Source organism: Nostocoides japonicum T1-X7, assembly GCF_001046855.1.
GTDB lineage: Bacteria > Actinomycetota > Actinomycetes > Actinomycetales > Dermatophilaceae > Nostocoides > Nostocoides japonicum.
This window is the reverse complement of the sequence record NZ_HF570958.1, coordinates 1,867,139-1,883,801: the sequence shown is the minus strand read 5'-3', so window position 1 is coordinate 1,883,801 and position 16,663 is coordinate 1,867,139. Positions and strand designations below refer to the sequence as shown.

General features: G+C 71.3%; 15 protein-coding genes. 10 read left to right on the top strand and 5 right to left on the bottom strand.

Annotated features, from left to right (window positions below; all coding sequences use genetic code 11):
• The coding region (locus BN12_RS08430; RefSeq protein WP_048551642.1) for a hemerythrin domain-containing protein at window positions 1-479 on the bottom strand (479 nt) is incomplete at its 3' end.
• A 174-nt stretch (window positions 480-653) separates the two neighbouring features.
• Between BN12_RS08430 and BN12_RS08425 the strand changes: the two genes are divergently transcribed.
• Window positions 654-1,403, top strand: a complete 750-nt coding sequence (locus tag BN12_RS08425; protein ID WP_048551641.1) for a GAF and ANTAR domain-containing protein — start codon at window positions 654-656, stop codon at window positions 1,401-1,403.
• Between the two features lie 160 nt (window positions 1,404-1,563).
• On the opposite strand, the gene BN12_RS08420 is transcribed toward BN12_RS08425, so the two are convergent.
• Window positions 1,564-1,806, bottom strand: a complete 243-nt coding sequence (locus BN12_RS08420; RefSeq protein WP_048551639.1) for a hypothetical protein — start codon at window positions 1,804-1,806, stop codon at window positions 1,564-1,566.
• 186 nt (window positions 1,807-1,992) lie between these two features.
• On the opposite strand from BN12_RS08420, the gene serA reads away from it, so the two are divergent.
• Window positions 1,993-3,240, top strand: a complete 1,248-nt coding sequence (gene serA / locus BN12_RS08415; RefSeq protein WP_048551638.1) for a phosphoglycerate dehydrogenase — start codon at window positions 1,993-1,995, stop codon at window positions 3,238-3,240.
• A 51-nt stretch (window positions 3,241-3,291) separates the two neighbouring features.
• Here the strand turns inward: serA and BN12_RS08410 are convergent, their stop codons facing one another.
• On the bottom strand, window positions 3,292-4,812 hold the full coding sequence (locus BN12_RS08410) for an APC family permease (protein ID WP_048551636.1): 1,521 nt from the start codon (window positions 4,810-4,812) through the stop codon (window positions 3,292-3,294).
• Between the two features lie 225 nt (window positions 4,813-5,037).
• On the opposite strand from BN12_RS08410, the gene BN12_RS08405 reads away from it, so the two are divergent.
• From BN12_RS08405 to BN12_RS08390, 4 genes are all read left to right on the top strand, one after another.
• Window positions 5,038-6,519, top strand: a complete 1,482-nt coding sequence (locus BN12_RS08405) for an aldehyde dehydrogenase (protein ID WP_048551633.1) — start codon at window positions 5,038-5,040, stop codon at window positions 6,517-6,519.
• On the top strand, window positions 6,519-7,472 hold the full coding sequence (locus tag BN12_RS08400) for a DODA-type extradiol aromatic ring-opening family dioxygenase (RefSeq protein ID WP_048551631.1): 954 nt from the start codon (window positions 6,519-6,521) through the stop codon (window positions 7,470-7,472). The genes BN12_RS08405 and BN12_RS08400 overlap by 1 nt, the downstream gene beginning before the upstream one ends.
• A gap of 68 nt (window positions 7,473-7,540) precedes the next feature.
• On the top strand, window positions 7,541-8,401 hold the full coding sequence (locus BN12_RS08395; RefSeq protein WP_048551628.1) for a fumarylacetoacetate hydrolase family protein: 861 nt from the start codon (window positions 7,541-7,543) through the stop codon (window positions 8,399-8,401).
• Window positions 8,402-8,462: 61 nt separating this feature from the next.
• Window positions 8,463-9,200: a gamma-glutamyl-gamma-aminobutyrate hydrolase family protein gene (locus BN12_RS08390; RefSeq protein WP_200901177.1), complete on the top strand. Its 738-nt coding sequence runs from the start codon at window positions 8,463-8,465 to the stop codon at window positions 9,198-9,200.
• Window positions 9,201-9,452: 252 nt separating this feature from the next.
• On the opposite strand, the gene BN12_RS08385 is transcribed toward BN12_RS08390, so the two are convergent.
• Together BN12_RS08385 and BN12_RS08380 are read right to left on the bottom strand one after the other, a co-directional pair.
• Window positions 9,453-9,983 carry a MarR family winged helix-turn-helix transcriptional regulator gene (locus BN12_RS08385; RefSeq protein ID WP_048551626.1) on the bottom strand — a complete coding sequence of 177 codons (531 nt, stop codon included), beginning with the start codon at window positions 9,981-9,983 and terminating at the stop codon, window positions 9,453-9,455.
• 44 nt (window positions 9,984-10,027) lie between these two features.
• Window positions 10,028-10,828 carry an acetoacetate decarboxylase family protein gene (locus tag BN12_RS08380; RefSeq protein WP_048551624.1) on the bottom strand — a complete coding sequence of 267 codons (801 nt, stop codon included), beginning with the start codon at window positions 10,826-10,828 and terminating at the stop codon, window positions 10,028-10,030.
• A gap of 145 nt (window positions 10,829-10,973) precedes the next feature.
• On the opposite strand from BN12_RS08380, the gene BN12_RS08375 reads away from it, so the two are divergent.
• From BN12_RS08375 to BN12_RS08360, 4 genes are all read left to right on the top strand, one after another.
• The gene (locus BN12_RS08375; RefSeq protein WP_048556140.1) at window positions 10,974-12,326 is read left to right on the top strand and encodes a glutamine synthetase family protein; all 1,353 of its coding nucleotides are present in this window, start codon (window positions 10,974-10,976) and stop codon (window positions 12,324-12,326) included.
• Between the two features lie 43 nt (window positions 12,327-12,369).
• Window positions 12,370-13,635, top strand: a complete 1,266-nt coding sequence (locus BN12_RS08370) for a cytochrome P450 (RefSeq protein WP_048551622.1) — start codon at window positions 12,370-12,372, stop codon at window positions 13,633-13,635.
• 200 nt (window positions 13,636-13,835) lie between these two features.
• Window positions 13,836-15,422, top strand: coding sequence for an AMP-binding protein (locus BN12_RS08365; RefSeq protein ID WP_048551620.1), 1,587 nt, complete (start codon window positions 13,836-13,838; stop codon window positions 15,420-15,422).
• On the top strand, window positions 15,419-16,444 hold the full coding sequence (locus BN12_RS08360; RefSeq protein ID WP_048551619.1) for an alpha/beta fold hydrolase: 1,026 nt from the start codon (window positions 15,419-15,421) through the stop codon (window positions 16,442-16,444). Before BN12_RS08365 ends, BN12_RS08360 begins: the two co-directional genes overlap by 4 nt.
• Window positions 16,445-16,663 lie beyond the last annotated feature (219 nt).

The following is a 16,663-nucleotide window of genomic DNA, read 5'->3' as shown; positions in this document are numbered from 1 at the left end:
CCGGCGTGCGGCACCGACGCGGTCGGGGCGCGGTCGGCGGCGCACTCCTCGACGAGGCGCAGGATGCCGACCAGGCGAGCGACGTCCGAGGCGTCGGCGGCCGCGAGGAACAGCGGCAGCTCGACGCTCTCCTCGGTCCGGGCGTGGCGATCGACGGCCTCCGCGAGCAGGTCGAGCTGGATGTGGAAGCTGCTCGAGCGGGGGCCCAGGTCCTCCAGGCGCTCGATGAGCTGGACGGCCGCCTCCTCCTCGTGGATGCGGTCCCGACCGGTCTGGACGGCGGCGGCGCCGTGGAGCGCCACCTGCTCGCCCGTCTCGTGGATGGCGAGGAAGCGGACGAGGTCGGAGAAGACCTGCTCGGTGGCCTCGGGGTCGGTGGCTCGCTGGACCTCGCGGAAGAGCTCGCGGATCCGGGCGTGCTGTCCGGCGAGGCTCTCGGTCAGCAGATCCAGGACGGGCTGGTCGGCGGAAGCATCCATGAAGCGCTTCTACCCGGTGGTCGTCGGCCCAAACGACGGCACCTGCCGGGTGTAGCCTGGTCCGTCGGGCGACGAGGCGATCGCGAGCGGATCTCGGTGCGCGACACGACATCACGGGCACCCGCTCGGAGGAGTCGCCTCATCGAAACCGCGCGCGAACGAAGGCAGGTCCGTATGCCAGATCCGAGCGACCTCGTCAGTGAGGTCCCGGCCGCCGCGTCCCTCGACGCGACCCTCGATGCGGCGCTCGCCCAGGACTTCGCCGAGGTCGCGAGGACGCTCCAGGCGCAGCCCGACCTCGCCCGCACGCTGAGCACGGTATGCGAGCTGGCGGTCGCCGTCCTCGGTGCCCAGGAGGCGGCCATCACGACGGTGGACCGGGGCCGGTTCGCCACGGTGGCCTCGACCGGCGAGCTGCCGCGCCACGTCGACCGGATCCAGTACGAGACCCACGAAGGCCCCTGCCTGGAGAGCCTGCTCGAGGGTGGCCTCTACAGCAGCGGCGACCTGCGGCTGGAGCGGCGCTGGCCGCGGTTCGCGGCGCGGGCGAGCGAGGAGACCGGCGTCCGCAGCATGCTGTCGCACCGGCTGTCCGTCGAAGAGGGCACGATCGGCGCGCTCAACGTGTACAGCCGCGAGACGGACGCCTTCACCGCCGCGGACATCGAGTATGCCCGTGTCTTCGCCACGCACGCCGCGGTGGCCCTGCGCGCCTCGCAGGTCGAGGAGAAGGCGGGCCAGCTCGAGAACGCCCTCCGCTCGAACCGGCGGATCGGGACGGCCGTCGGCATCCTCATGGCGACCCGTGGGCTCAGCGAGGACGACGGCTTCCAGGTCCTCCGCAAGGCGAGCATGGACACCAATCGCAAGCTGGCGGACGTCGCCGACGACGTCATCTACACCGGAAGCGTCGACCGACCCTGAATCAGATCCAGACCCCACGCTTTATCGGGTGACCCGACAACACTGAGCCTCACCCGACAAGGCAGGTCGGGTGAAGCTCGGTGTTCCGGGGTGACCCGATAAAGCTCGGCTGTGCCGCGGCCGGAATCTCGTCCGTCGGTCCCCGTCGGTCCCCGTCGGGCTACGCAGGCGCCGGTGCGTCGGAGCAGGCGGTCGCGGCAGCCGTCGCCGTCGCGAGATCGACGGTGACCTGAGTGCCGGCGGGCGTGTCGGATCGTTCGTGCAGCTCGTGGAGGATCCGCTGCTCGCGGTCGGTGAGCGAGAGCAGGTCCGCGGAGGCGCTGTCGCCGTCCCATGACAGATCGAAGGGCAGCCGCCGGATCTCGTCCTCGATCGTGGCCAGCTCCAGAATGAGCTCTCGCACCGTGCGACTCGACATGGTCACCCGCCCGTATAGATGTGCGAACCCGCCGGGGCGGGCTGCGACGCGACCAGCTGCTTGATCGTTGCGAAATCCTAACGCCGCCCCCTGGGGATTGCGACCCCAACGAGCAGGACGGGAGTGAGACGGCCCGACCGCACCGCGAGACGGTTGCCTAGTCTCGTGCCCATGATCCACTTCGCACCACCGGAGCCCGCGAAGGCGCTCCTCCTGGAGAACATCCACCAGGTCGCCGCAGAGGGGCTCCGCAAGGCCGGCTTCGAGGTCGACACGCACCCCCGTTCGATGGGCGAGGACGAGCTCATCGACGCCCTCCAGGGCGTCGCCCTCCTCGGCATCCGGTCGAACACGACGATCACTCCGCGCCTCCTCGACGCCGCACGCGACCTGCGCGCCGTCGGCTGCTTCTGCATCGGGACCAACCAGGTCGACCTCGCCGATGCGACGTCCCGGGGGGTGGCCGTCTTCAACGCGCCGTTCTCCAACACCCGGAGCGTCGTCGAGCTCGTCATCGGCGAGATCGTCGCCCTGGCCCGCCGGCTGCCCGACAAGACCCAGAAGATGCACGAGGGGATCTGGGACAAGTCCGCCGCGGGGAGCCACGAGATCCGCGGCCGCACGCTCGGCATCGTCGGCTACGGCAACATCGGCACCCAGCTGTCGACCGTCGCCGAGGCCGTCGGGCTGCACGTCGTGTTCTTCGACACCGCCGACCGGCCGGCCCACGGCAACGCCCGCCGGATGGGCTCGCTCGAGGAGCTGCTGCGCGTCGCGGACATCGTGAGCCTCCACGTCGACGGTCGTCCCGGCAACGCCGGGCTGTTCGGTGCGGCGCAGTTCGACCTCATGAAGCAGGACGCCGTCTTCGTCAACGCCTCGCGCGGCATGGTCGTCGACGACGTCACGCTGCGGGAGCACATCCTCTCCGGCCACCTGTCCGGAGCGGCCATCGACGTCTTCCCCGTCGAGCCCAAGGCGCAGGGCGACCCGTTCGAGTCGCCCCTGCGAGGGCTCCCGAACGTCATCCTCACCCCGCACGTCGGGGGATCCACCCAGGAGGCGCAGGAGGAGATCGGCCACTTCGTGTCGGGCAAGCTCGCCGGGTTCCTCGCCGGCGGCAACACCGCGTTGTCGGTCAACCTGCCCCAGGTGGCACTGCCCCATCCGCAGGGCGCGTCGCGCGTCGCATACCTCCACGCCAACGTGCCCGGCGTCCTCGCCGGCGTCAACGGGCTCTTCGCCGACGCGGGGACCAACATCGTCGGGCAGTACCTCGCGACGCGCGGCGAGGTCGGGTACGTCGTGAGCGACACCGACCACCCGGTCGAGGAGTCCGTCCTCGCCCGTCTGGAGCAGCTGCCGGAGACCATCTGGCTGCACACCTGGCGTCCGCGCCAGGTCATCGACGAGACGTAGGTCGGTCCGGCCCCCTCGCCGGCGCCCCCGGCCCTGCCGGTATGCGACGCCTCAGCCGGCCGTCGTCGTGGACGGCTCGAGGTCGTCCCCGCGGTGGCGGCCCATGATGGCGAAGAGGTCGGGGGAGACCCGGCGAAGGACGGCCGCCGAGACCGCACCGAGGACGGCCGCGACCGCGATGAGGGCGGGCAGCGCCCAGGCCAGGGGGCTGCCCGGGCTGGAGATGAGGTTGCCGAACTGCGAGGTGGCGTAGACGGCGACGGCGCCGAGGGCGAGGAAGCCGACGACCGGGGCGACCTTCGTGCGCCACGGGTTCGCGTCGAGGTGGGGGTGGCGGGCGAAGAAGACGAGGACGGCGAGGGACGCCAGGGCCATGAGGTAGAGGATCGCGAGCGTCCCGAGCTGGGTGAGCCAGGTGAAGAGCGCGAGGACGGGGTCCTGCTTCGTCGCGGCGAAGATGATGACGACGACGACGGCGAGGGCGGTCTGGCTCACCGAGCCGATGTGCGGGCTGAGGTGCACCCGGTGCGTCCTGCCCATCACCTCCGGGACGAGTCCCTCGCGGCCGAGGGCGTAGAGGTAGCGCGCGACGGCGTTGTGGAAGGCCAGCAGGGCCGCGAAGACGCTCGTCGCGAAGAGCAGCGACATGACCCTCGTGACGGCGGAGCCGACGTAGGTCTGGCTGATCTCGAAGAGGAACCCCGTCGGGTCGGCCAGGCCGCCGAGGTGCTTGACGAGCTGGTCGGAGCCCTGGGCGTTGACCATGAGCCACGTCGTCACGGTGTAGAAGACGCCGATGACGAGGACGGCGAGGTAGGTGGCGCGGGGCACGGTCCGCTTGGGGTCGTGGGCCTCCTCGCTGTAGATCGTCGTCGCCTCGAAGCCGATGAACGACGCGGAGTTGAACAGCAGGGCGATGGCGAGCGAGCCGGAGGTGAGGCTGCTCCAACTGAAGGAGTCGAACGAGAGCCCGGTCGAGCCGCCGTGGCCACCCTGCACGCCGACGGCGACGTCGACGATGATGACGACGAGGAACTCGCAGGCGACGAGGACCGACAGCACCTTGACCGACAGGTCGACCTGGCGGTAGCCGAGGACGGCGATGACGGCCATCCCGACGAGCGCGATGAGCCACCACGGGACGTCGATCCCGACGTTCTCACTGAGGAAGCTCGCCGCGGCCGAGCCGAAGAGGCCGTAGAGCCCGATCTGCATGGCGTTGTAGCCGAGGAGGGCGATCCAGGCGGCCGAGCCGCCGGCATACTGCCGCAGTCCGCGGGCGACGTAGGCGTAGAAGCCTCCGGTGCTCGTGTGGTGCCGCGACATCGCGGTGTAGCCCACGGCGAAGATGATGAGCAGCGCCGAGACGATGACATAGGCGAAGGGCACGCCCGGCCCGTTGCCGAGGAGCATGGCGACCGGTGCGCCACCGGCCATGGCGGTGAGGGGTGCCGCGGCGGAGACGACGAGGAAGGCGATGGCGAAGGTGTTCAGCTGCCCGGTACGGAGCTGTTGGGCATCGCGGCGCTCGATGTGGTCCGAGGAAGGGTGGTCCGGGGAGGGGGTGGTCACGTGGGGGATCTCCTTGGCGTCCTTGCCAGAGGTCGTTCGGGGCCGAACGACCTGGCGAGGAAGATAGAGGACGCGAGCCGCCTGTGCAAGGGGCTGGCGGGATTCCGCCTCCGTCTGTCGGTGAGGTGCCGGGCCGGATCTCGGATCGCGGCCCCGTCCCGGTGTTGACCAGCGGTATGCGAGTGCAATACGTTTGGGCCCGAACGATCTCGAAGGAGGGGTTGGATGTCGGACTTCCAGGCAGTCGTCGAGGGTGTGCCGGTGGACACACGCCACTGGATCGGTGGCGAGCGTGTCGCCTCCGCGACGACCTTCGACAGCGTCTCGCCGATCGACGAGACCGTCATCGCCCAGGTGAGCGCCGGCGGTGCCGACGAGGTGGACCGCGCCGTGCGCGCGGCACGGAAGGCCTTCCCCGCGTGGGCCGCGCTCCCCGTCGCCGAGCGGAGCGCGATCCTGCGCCGCGTCGCCGACCTCGTCGAGTCCCGGGTCGAGGACCTGGCCGTCGTCGAGACGCGCGACAACGGCTCGCTCCTGCGCAGCCACCGGCGCGGGGTCATGCCCCGGGTGGCGACGAACTTCCGCTTCTTCGCCGACCTCGCGGAGCAACTCGCGCATCCGGACCTGGAGGTCCGCGACCACCGCGAGCGGATCAGCTACGATCCCGCCGGCGTCGTCGCGGTCATCACGCCGTGGAACGCGCCCCTCATGCTCGCGACGTGGCGGATCGGCCCGGCCCTCGCGGCCGGCAACACCGTCGTCGCCAAGCCTCCGGAGTGGGCGCCGCTCACCGCCTCGCTCCTCGCCGACATCACGGCCGAGGCCGGTATGCCGCCGGGCGTCTTCAACGTCGTCCAGGGCATGGGCGGTCAGGCGGGCGCCCCTCTCACCGCACACCCGGGGATCGACCGGCTGTGCTTCACCGGGTCGGTGCCCACCGCTGGCGTCATCGCGACCGCCGCCGCGAAGAACATCGTCCCCCTCTCCTTCGAGCTCGGGGGCAAGTCGCCGCTCGTCGTCTTCGACGACGCGGACCTCGACCTCGCCGTCGACCTCGCGGTCGAGCAGTTCGACAACGCCGGGCAGGTGTGTCTCAAGGGCGCCCGGCTCCTCGTCCACGACACGATCGCCGAGGAGTTCACGGCGCGGGTGACCAAGCAGGCGTCCACCCTCGTCCAGGGCGACCCGCGGGACGAGGCGACCGACGTCTCCGCTCTCATCCACCGGCGGCACTTCGACCAGATGGCCGGCTTCGTCGAGCGGGCCATCGCCGACGGGGCCCGGCCCATCCTCGGCGGAGGCCCCAACGAGGAGCTCGGCGGCCTCTACTTCCGCCCGACGATCCTCGTCGACGCGGCGCCCGGCAGCGAGATCCTCACCGAGGAGGTCTTCGGACCCGTCCTCACCATCGAGACGTTCGCGACCGAGGACGAGGCGGTCCAGAAGGCCAACGACACCCGGTTCGGCCTCGCGGCGACCCTCGTCACCGGCGACCCGGACCGGGCGGAGCGGGTGAGCGACCGGCTCGACGCCGGGACGGTGTGGGTCAACTGCTTCTTCGTCCGCGACCTCGCCGCGCCCTTCGGCGGCAACGGCAAGTCCGGCATCGGCCGGGAGGGCGGCGTCTGGTCGTTCGACTTCTACACCAACGTGAAGAACTCGGTCTTCGCCCCGACGGGCTGGACCACCGAGAGGAAGGACAGCTGATGGGCGAGGTCGTCGGCGCGGGACTGCTCGCGCACGTTCCCACGATCATGCTCCCGGAGGCCACCCGCCGGGAGCTCAACCACGGCGAGGACTCGACCCTCGTCGCCGGGCTGGAGCAGCTGCGTCGCGAGGTCTTCGACACCCTCGACTACGACACCGTCGTCGTCCTCGACTCGCACTGGGCGACGACCGTCGAGTTCGTCGTCACCGCCCAGCACCGGCGCGCCGGCCTGTTCACCTCCGAGGAGCTGCCGCGGGGCATGACCCGCCGGCCCTACGACTTCCCCGGCGACCCCGAGCTGGCCCGCCTCGTCGCCGAGCAGGGCCCGGCCCACAGCACCTTCATCACCGCCATCGACGACGACCACCTGCCGATCTTCTACGCGACGACGAACCTGTGGGAGTATCTCGGCAAGGGCCTGCCGGACAAGAGGTGGATCTCCATCGGCGTATGCCAGACGGCCGACACCGAGGACAACCTGCGCCTCGGGAGGGCGCTCGGCGACGCCATCGAGAAGTCCGACCGCAAGGTCGTCCTCATCGCGTCCGGCGCGCTCTCGCACACGTTCTGGCCGCTGCGCAAGCTGCGCGACCACGAGGCCGCGGGGACCGAGCACATCTTCTCCCAGGAGGCCGTCGCGGCCGACGCCGAGCGGATGGCGTGGTTCGAGACCGGCGACCACGCCCGGGTCCTCGAGACGATGCCGGAGTTCTACCGGTACCGGCCGGAGGCCCGCTTCGGCCACTACCTCATGATGATCGGAGCCCTCGGCGAGGGGGACTGCACGGCGACCGGGCGGCAGTACGGCGAGTACGAGAACTCCATCGGCACCGGCCAGGTCCACTACTGGTTCGACCGGCCGGAGGGCGGCTTCCCGCGATCGCGGCGCACGCCGACCGACCCCGAGTACGTCCGCCAGACCGGCGGCCCCGACCTGCCCGCCGCCGGTTGACCGGCACCCGACCACGACCGCCGAGCGCCCGGCATACCGGCGCTCGGCCGAGCCCCCAGGAGCCCTCCATGCCCACGACCGAGTTCCGCCGGATCCTCCTCGACGGCAACGCCGTCGACGTCCGCGTCGACGGTGACGACCTCGTCGCCGGCGACGGCCGCCGCGTCGCTATCGCCGACGCGACGCACCTGGCCCCCGTCACGCCGAGCAAGATCGTCTGCGTCCACCTCAACTACCGCAGCCGGGTCACGGAGCTCCAGACGGCCCTGCCCAAGGCGCCGACGTACTTCCACAAGCCGGTGTCGGCGCTGGGCGCCCACGATGCGGCCGTGGTGCGCCCCGAGGGGTGCAAGTGGCTCAACTACGAGGGGGAGATCGCCATCGTCATCGGCCGCACCGCCCGCAACATCGCGCCTGCGGACGCGGGTGACTACATCCGCGGCTACACGGTGGCCAACGACTACGGCCTCCACGACTTCCGCGACACCGACTCGGGGTCGATGCTGCGGGTCAAGGGCGCCGACACGCTGTGCCCGGTCGGGCCCGGCGTCGTCGAGGGCTGGGACTTCCGGGGCAAGCGGATCCGCACCCTCGTCAACGGCGAGGTGAAGCAGGACGGCACGACCGACGAGATGGAGTGGGACATGCACTACCTCGTCGCCGACATCGCCCGGACGATCACCCTCCAGCCGGGGGACCTCCTGCTGTCGGGGACCCCCGCGATCTCGCGCACCGTCTACCCCGGCGACGTCGTCGAGGTCGAGGTCGAGGGCCTCGGCACGCTCCGCAACCACATCGTGACGGGTCCCACGCCGATCCGCACCGACGTCGGCGCGCAGCCGACGGAGAGCGAGGAGGTCCTCTCGACGGCCCAGGGCGGCGACTGGGAGTTCCGGGGCATCCGCAAGCCCAAGCCCCCGCAGCCGTGACCCCTGCTCCCGGGTGCGCCACCCCGGTCGAGGTCGCCGACGTCCTCGGGGTGGGTCGGCCGTGAGCGGGCGCCGTCCGCTCATCGCCATGCCGGCCCGGTTCTCCGAGTCGGCGTCCGCCCTGCGCTACCGCGCCGAGGTCACCGCGCGTGCCCTCGTCGAGGCGGTGTATGCCGCGGGCGGCGAGCCCGTCGTCGTCCACCCGTCGGCGCCCGGGGCGGCCGTCGACGTCGCCGCGGTGGGGGAGCGGCTCGGCTTCGTCGACGGCGTCCTGCTGCCCGGCGGCGGTGACCTCTCACCGCGCTGGACCGGCGACGAGGTCCGCCCGGAGCACTACGACATGGACGAGGAGCAGGACGCCTTCGACCTCGCCGTCGCGCGGTGGGCCCTCGAGGCCGGCCGGCCCCTCCTCGCGGTATGCCGGGGCCTCCAGGCCGTCAACGTCGCCCTCGGCGGGTCGCTCCACGCCCACATGGACGCGGCCTCGACGGGTGGTACCGATCATCGCCACCGGGTGCACGACGTCGCCGTCGCGCCGGGGACGCCGCTGGCCGACGTCGTCGGCGGCGAGTCGCTGGGGATCTCCTGCTACCACCACCAGTCGATCGCCCGGCTCGCCGAGGGCCTGACGGTGTGGGCGCGCGCCGAGGACGGCACGATCGAGGCGGTCGGACGCCCGGCGTCGGCCGGCTGGTTCCTCGGCGTCCAGTGGCATCCCGAGGACACGGCCGCGGTCGACGGCCGCCAGGCGGCCCTCTTCACCGCCCTCGTCGCCGCGGCCCGGCGCCAGCGGGTCTGACCACCACCACCGCCGCCCGGCACCCGCGGACCGACGACTTCGGCGGCCCACGCCCCGACACCTCTTCGCACGTGCCGAGTTGTTGTCGTCGAATCGGTCTCGGAACGACATCAAGTCGGCACGTGCGAAGGCCCATCCCGCACGTGCCGAGTTGTTGTCGTCGAATCGTGCCTGGGACGACATCAAGTCGGCACGTGCGCAATCAGCTCGGCACGTGCGGACACCCACGGGCGAGAAGGCCCGCGAGGACGGTCAGGCGGGCTTCTCGGTGGGGGCGGTCCCGGGGTCGAGCCGCTCGATCCGCTCGACGATGCGGCGCAGGCTCGTCGTGAGGTCCTTGACCTTGCGGTCGGGCAGGTCGGCGACGACGTCGGCCTCGACGGCGTTGAACGCCGGGAAGATCTCTTCCATGAGGGCACGTCCCGCCTCGGTGAGGCCGAGGTTGATGAGGCGACGGTCCTGGCTGTCGACGGTGCGCTCGATCCACCCCCGCGACTCGAGGGTTCGGACCACGCCCGTGAGCGTCGCCTTGGAGATGCCGGCGCTCTCGGCGGCCTGCCAGGTCGGCATACCGTCGTAGATCCACACCGACCACAGGACGACGAAGCCCGTCCAGGAGATGTCCCGGTCGCGCAGGACCGTGTTGGTCATGTACGTGCGGACGGCGTTCGCCGCGCGGTGCAGGCTCGACAGCGCGTGCATGGCGGGGAAGTCGATGGACAGATGCCCGGTGCGATCGCCGACGGCGGTCTCGGTCTCCCGGAGCGTGGCGAACGGCGGCATGGGCTCGATTCTAGGAGCCGGCGCGTTCCCGCTCGCGGAGGCGCTCATGGCGCCAGGCGCGCCAGGGAGTGTCCGCCGTTCCACTGCACGCCGACCTGGCAGTAGTACCCCCCGACGATCTCCTCGACCGTGAGCCGGTCGAGCTCCTCGGTGGGCGAGGAGAAGAGGCGCAGCTCGACGTCGCCCGTCCAGGCCTGGCCCCGCTCGAACTGCGCGCCCTGGGAGGAGATGAGCTCGTTGTATGCATCGGGGGAGCCGGCCTCGATGCCTGGCAGGATGCGGTGATGGGCCATCGCGTGGCCGTTGACGAACCCGTTGGTGTCCGACTCCTCGCGGAGGGTGAGGACGGCCTCGGCGAGGCGCCGGTCGCCCGCCGCGAGCGTCGCGCCGAAGACACCCCCCGGTCCGATCTGTGGCGCGCCCTGGCTGAACGGGTGCGGGCGGGTCTGCCACATGGAGCCGAGCTTCTTCGGGTAGCCCTGGTGGATGCCGCGGGCGATGGCGAAGTCCTTGTCGACCCAGATGTAGACGCAGCGGGAGTACGTCGTCCCCTCGAAGGAGCAGCGCACGACGACGAACGCCTCCTTGTACTGGGCGCGGACCGGGTCGAGGAGCTCCTCGCGCGAGCCGCTGCAGGACTGCCAGTCGGCCCAGATCATCGCGACGGCCCCGGGGTCCTCGTCGGCGAGCCCGAGAGGGTCGGGCAGCAGCTCCTTGACACGGGCGGGATCGGTCCGGTACTCCACGGTCAGCAGATCCCCCGAGTAGTACCACGGAGGGCTCGGCACGACGCCCGCGGTGCCCTGCTCGGTCCTGGGGTAGAAGAATCCGTTGAGCTGGCCCATGGTGTGCTCCCTTGTGGTCGACGACGGTGGCATAATCGTTTGGGCCCGTACGATACCGTGAGATCCGGATCTTGGAAAGCCTTGTCCTCGTCCGGCACAGCCGATACTGTTCGGACCCGAACGACTAGTAGACATGGAGGTCTACATGGCTCACTTCGACACCTCGGGGCTGGCGGACGCCCAAGCCGAGCTGCTCGCCCAGGACATCGACGTGGTGCGCCTGGGGTACTGCGACATCATCGGCACCGACCGCGGTCGCGACGTCCTGGTGAACCGGTTCGGGCGCACCGTCAGCAGCGGGGTCGCCTTCTGCCGTTCCGTCTACGGGACGACACCGGGCGGCGACGTCGTCGACATCAACGGCGGCCTCTCCGACGGGCTTCCGGACATCCTCGCCTTCCCCGTCCTGGAGACGCTCCAGCGGGTGCCGTGGGAGCCCGGCGTCGCGCACTGCATCGCCGACGTCTTCAACCCCGACGGGTCCCCCTCGGAGGAGAGCCCCCGCCAGGTCCTCAAGCGGGTCGTCACCCAGTTCGCGCAGCTCGGGATGCGCCCCATCTGCGGACCCGAGCTGGAGTTCTACATCCTCGAGGAGAACGACAGGGCCCCCAACGGCTGGGCACGCTACGGCGAGAGCACCGGCAACGTCTACGTGTCCGGCCTGCGGGGCGACCCCGAGAACGTCCTCCTCTCGTCGCTGCGGCAGCTCGGCGAGTACGGCATCGAGGTCGTCGCCGCCAACCACGAGTTCTCCTCGGGTCAGTTCGAGATCAACCTGTGGCACTCCGAGGCGCTCGACGCCGCGGACCGCGCCCACCGGTTCAAGGCGGCCGTCAAGGAGCTCGCGCGCCACCGCGGCAAGCTCGCGACGTTCATGGCCAAGCCGTTCAACGACGAGGGCGGCTCCGGCTTCCACATCCACTTCTCCATGTGGTCCGACGACGACCGGCCGCTCTTCGACGACCCGAGCAGTGCCGACGGGCTGTCCGACTGTGCCCACTGGGCCATCGGCGGCGTCCTCGCGCACGCCCCGGCGCTCGCGGCCCTCGCGAATCCGACGATCAACTCCTACAAGCGCTTCGGGCCCGACACCCTCGCGCCGTGGCTCATCGACTGGGGCCTGGACAACCGGTCGGCGATGGTCCGCATACCCCCCGAGCGCGGCGGCGCGAGCCGGCTCGAGCTGCGTCTCGGCGACGCCAGCGCCAACCCGTATTTGGCGACCGCGGCGCTGCTCGCGGCGGCATACCTCGGCGTCCGGGACCGGATCGAGCCCGGGGCCCCGCTCGTCGGCTACGGCTACGACCCCGAGCGGTCGCCCATGCTGCCGACCCACCTCGACGAGGCGCTCGACGCGCTCGAGACCGACACCCAGATGCGGGAGGTCCTCGGCGACACGTTCGTCCAGACCTTCCTCACGTACAAGCGCGACGAGATCCGCCGCTTCCGGTCGTTCATCACCGACTGGGAGTTCACCGAGTACACCTACCACCTCTGACCGCCGACCCAGCTCCGACCACCACCGCCTCGAAGGAGACGCCATGACCGAGCCGACACCCGTGCCACTCGACGAGGTCGACCTTGCCGACATCGACCGGTTCGCCGCCGACGGGGGACCGTGGGGGATGTTCCACACCCTGCGCCACGAGGACCCCGTCCACTGGAACGACGAGCAGGACGCGGGCGGGTTCTGGGCGGTCACGCGGTATGACGACATCTGGGCCGTCGAGAAGGACACCGAGACCTTCACCTCGGAGGAGTTCGTCAACCTCGAGGAGGTGGCCCCCGAGCTGCGCGACGACCGGCGCTCCATGCTGGAGATGGACGGTCCCCGCCACCAGGCCCTCCGGTCCCTCATCCAGCGCGAGTTCAGTCCGCGGAACCTCATGAAGAACTACGAGGCGTTCCTCCGCGAGCTGACCAAGCAGACGATCGACGCCGCGCTCGAGAAGGAGGAGTTCGACTTCATCGAGGAGATCAGCGCCGACCTGCCGATCCAGGTCCTCGCCCGGCTGCTCGACGTGCCCCGGTCGGACACGCCGCAGCTCATCGCCTGGGGCAACGAGCTCGTCGCGAACACCGACCCCGACTTCACCGAGCACCGGCTCGACACCCCCGAGAGCGAGGAGTGGGCCCACCTGCCGTTCCGCTCCCCGACGATCCAGGAGGTCTGGGACTACGGCCGGGCGCTGCGCGACGGCCGGGTCGGCGGCGAGGGGACCGACCTCGTGAGCCTCCTCGCCAACAAGATGCCCTCGGACGGCATACCCCTCACCGACCGGGACTTCGACAACTACTTCAGCCTCCTCGTCATCGCCGGCAACGAGACGACGCGACACGCCATCAGCAACATCATGTTCGGCCTCCTCGACCAGCCCGACCAGCTCGCCGCCGTGATGGCGGATCCGAGCCTCATCGCGAGCGGCCTCGAGGAGCTGCTGCGCTGGGCCTCGCCCGTCTACCACTTCCGGCGCACCGCGACCCGCGGCGTCGAGCTCGGCGGCAAGCAGGTGGGCAAGGGCGACAAGGTCGTCATGTGGTTCGCCTCGGGCAACCGCGACGAGAGCCTCTTCGAGGACCCCTACCGCATCGACGTGACGCGCAAGAACGTCGACAACATGACCTTCGGCAAGGGCAGCCCGCACCTGTGCCTCGGCAGCAACCTCGCGCGGATGGAGGTCCGCATCGTCTTCGAGGAGCTCCTTCCGCGGCTGTCGTCGATCGAGCTCAACGGCGAGCCCAAGCGGATCCGGTCCAACTTCATCAACGGCATGAAGGCCTTCCCCGTCAAGGTCGGCCTCGCCTAGCCTCGTCCGGCGCCACCCGCCGCTCCCGGACCCGCCTGCCGGCGGACGACCCAGGTCGTGTTCGCCGGGTCAGGTTCGCGGTGATCGGCCCGGTCCGCCGATGGAGGCCCGGGCTTCCGTGGCATGCTCGTCCCGGCGCGCCTCGCGAGGACGGCGGCGCCACTCACGGCGCCCGGCGTGCTCGACGAGGAGGAACTGGGATGACGGCGACGGCGGAACGGCGCGGCACGCGCACGGGTGAGGGCCTGGGCACGGTGCGCAGCTCGCTCGCCGTGCTGCGGGCCAACACCGTGCTCCCCGAGCGGCCGGACCGGATCGGGCGGGCCGTGATGGCCGCCCTTCCGTACGGCCTGGGGATGCTCGCGGCCGTCGCGGCCTCCGCGGCGCGGTACCCGGGCGTGCCGGCCATCGTCGCCCCGGGTGAGCAGGTCACCTACCGGCAGCTCTGGCGGGGCGCCGGCGCGCTGGCGAAGGCGCTCGCGGACCGCGGGATCACGCCGGAGAGCCGCATCGGGGTGCTGTGCCGCAACGCGCCGGCCTTCGGGTATGCCATGCTCGGCGCCGTCCGCCTCGGGGCCGACGTCGTCTTCCTCAACACGAGCCACGGCGAGGGGCAGCTCGCCGACACGATCGGGGCCGAGGGTCTCGACGTCGTCCTCCACGACGACGAGTTCGCCCCCCTCGTGACCGGCGTCCCGGCGATCCCGGCATCCGAGCTCCGAGAGCTCGTGACACGGCCGGCACGGTGGGTCCCGCCACCCCGCCGGGAGGCGCGGCTGGTCATCCTCACCTCGGGGACCACCGGCCGCCCGAAGGGTGCCGCACGGCCGTCGGGCGGGAAGGCCTCCGACGGCGTCGCCGGGCTGTTGGCCCGGGTGCCGTACCGCGCGAGGACGACGATGGTCATCCCGGCGCCGTTCTTCCACGCCTGGGGTCTGACGAACCTGCTCGTCGGGCTGGGCCTGTCGATGACGATCGTCACCGATCCGGAGTTCGACTCGGCGCGATGTCTGGAGTCCGTCGTCGCGCACGAGGCGCGGGCGCTCGTCGTGGTTCCGGCGATGCTGCAGCGCATCTGCGCGCTCCCCGCTGCACAGCTCGCCGCCGCCGACACCTCCGCACTCACGATGATCGTCTCGAGCGGCTCCGCCCTCCCGGTGCCGCTGGTCACCGAGGTCCTCGACCGCTTCGGACCCGTGCTCTACAACATCTACGGCTCCACGGAGGTCGCGATGGCCACCGTCGCGGCCCCGGCGGACCTGCGGCGCGCACCGTCGACGGCAGGGCGCCGCGCGCCCGGTGTCCGCGTCGAAGTCGTCGATGCCGAGGGCACGGTCGTGCCGGACGGCACGACCGGCCGGATCTTCGTCGGCAGCGCGGCCCGCTTCAGCGGCTACACGGGTGGTGGCGGCAAGGAGTCCGTCGACGGGATGCTGTCCTCCGGCGACCTCGGGCACTTCGACGAGCGCGGCCTGCTCTTCGTCGACGGACGCGAGGACGACATGATCGTCTCGGGGGGAGAGAACGTCTATCCCATCGAGGTCGAGGATCTGCTGAGCCGGCACGACACGGTCGCCGAGGTCGTCGTCGGCGTGCCGGACGAGCGGTTCGGGCAGGCGCTGAGGGCCTTCGTCGTCCCGCGCGCGGGCGCGACGCTCGACCTCGACGAGCTGAAGGAGTTCGTCGCCCGCCGGCTGGCCCGCTTCAAGGTGCCGCGGGAGTTCGTCGTCCTCGACGAGCTGCCCCGCACCGCCACCGGCAAGGTCCTCCGAAGGGAGCTGCGGTGATCGAGGTGTCGGAGTCCACGCGGGACCGGCTGCTGCAGGCGGTGGCGCCGGCGACCTCCACCGAGCCCTTCGCCGCGGCGGTCGAGCTCGGGATCCGCACGGAGGGGTTCTGGCGGCGGGTCGCCGACCTGGAGCTCGCGGGTCCGAGGGCGCTCGGCATACGGACGAAGGCCTCGAGGTGGCGAGCCAAGGAGCTCCGCGACGCCGCCGCCCTGCGCGCCGCCGCCGGCATCGACGTGGCGCGGCCGCCGACCGCCCACTGGCACCAGGGTGGCGACGGCCCGGCGCTCCTGCTCGTCAACGGCTGGACCGCGAGCGGGCTCGTCTGGCCGAGCGAATGGCTGCGCCGGCTCGAGTCGGCGTTCTTCGTCGTCCGCGTCGACAACAGGGGCACCGGCTGGTCGCGGACGGCGCCCGCACCGTTCACCATCGCCGACCTGGCCGACGACGCCCGCGACGTGCTGCGGGCCTGTGGGGTCGAGCGGGCCACCGTCCTCGGGCTCTCGATGGGCGGCATGATCGCCCAGGAGCTCGCGATCCGCCACCCCGAGGTCGTCGAGCGGCTCGTCCTCGTCGGCACGGCGCCGCCCGTCCCCGACCGCCTCATGCCGGATCCGGCCCCGTTCGCCGAGGCCCTCCGGCGACCGCCCGCCGGCACCGACCTGCGAGCCCACTTCGAGCGGCTGTGGTCGAGCTACACGGGCCCGGAGTTCGCCGAGGGCCACCCGGAGCTGCTCGACGAGCTCGTCACCCAGGTGCTGCGGCGCGTGACCCCCCGCAAGCAGACCCTCGACCAGGTGCGGGCCATCTCCTCCTGGCACGGGGCGTCGCGTCTGCGCCGCCTCGTCGTCCCGACGACCGTCGTCCACGGCAACCGCGATCCGCTCATGCCGGTCGGCAACGGTATGCGACTGGCTCGGCTCATCCCCGGCGCGGACTACCGCGAGCTGCCCGGGGTCGGCCATCTCGTCCCCCACGAGGCGGGGTCGGAGCTGCTGGACGTGCTCGGCGTCACCGCCTGAGCAGCCCCGTCACCGACCGGTCGCCTGGCGCTCTGCCACCCGATCGGGGCCTGTGCACCACACTCAGGATCCCGCCGGTGGCGCAATCTGACCCAATCGGGGCCTGTGCACCACACTCAGGATCCCGCCGGTGGCGCAATCCGACCCAATCGGGGCCTGTGCACCACCCGACCTGGCGATCTGGCACCCGATCGGGGCCTGTGCACCGCTCCCAGGATC

Coding starts and splice junctions, on each gene's coding strand:
- BN12_RS08400 (WP_048551631.1), top strand. CDS start 6,519: ATGGGCGAGGTCGTCGGCGCGGGACTGCTCGCGCACGTTCCCACGATC.
- BN12_RS08375 (WP_048556140.1), top strand. CDS start 10,974: ATGGCTCACTTCGACACCTCGGGGCTGGCGGACGCCCAAGCCGAGCTG.
- BN12_RS08405 (WP_048551633.1), top strand. CDS start 5,038: ATGTCGGACTTCCAGGCAGTCGTCGAGGGTGTGCCGGTGGACACACGC.
- BN12_RS08370 (WP_048551622.1), top strand. CDS start 12,370: ATGACCGAGCCGACACCCGTGCCACTCGACGAGGTCGACCTTGCCGAC.
- BN12_RS08385 (WP_048551626.1), bottom strand. CDS start 9,983: ATGCCGCCGTTCGCCACGCTCCGGGAGACCGAGACCGCCGTCGGCGAT.
- serA (WP_048551638.1), top strand. CDS start 1,993: ATGATCCACTTCGCACCACCGGAGCCCGCGAAGGCGCTCCTCCTGGAG.
- BN12_RS08365 (WP_048551620.1), top strand. CDS start 13,836: ATGACGGCGACGGCGGAACGGCGCGGCACGCGCACGGGTGAGGGCCTG.
- BN12_RS08425 (WP_048551641.1), top strand. CDS start 654: ATGCCAGATCCGAGCGACCTCGTCAGTGAGGTCCCGGCCGCCGCGTCC.
- BN12_RS08395 (WP_048551628.1), top strand. CDS start 7,541: ATGCCCACGACCGAGTTCCGCCGGATCCTCCTCGACGGCAACGCCGTC.
- BN12_RS08380 (WP_048551624.1), bottom strand. CDS start 10,828: ATGGGCCAGCTCAACGGATTCTTCTACCCCAGGACCGAGCAGGGCACC.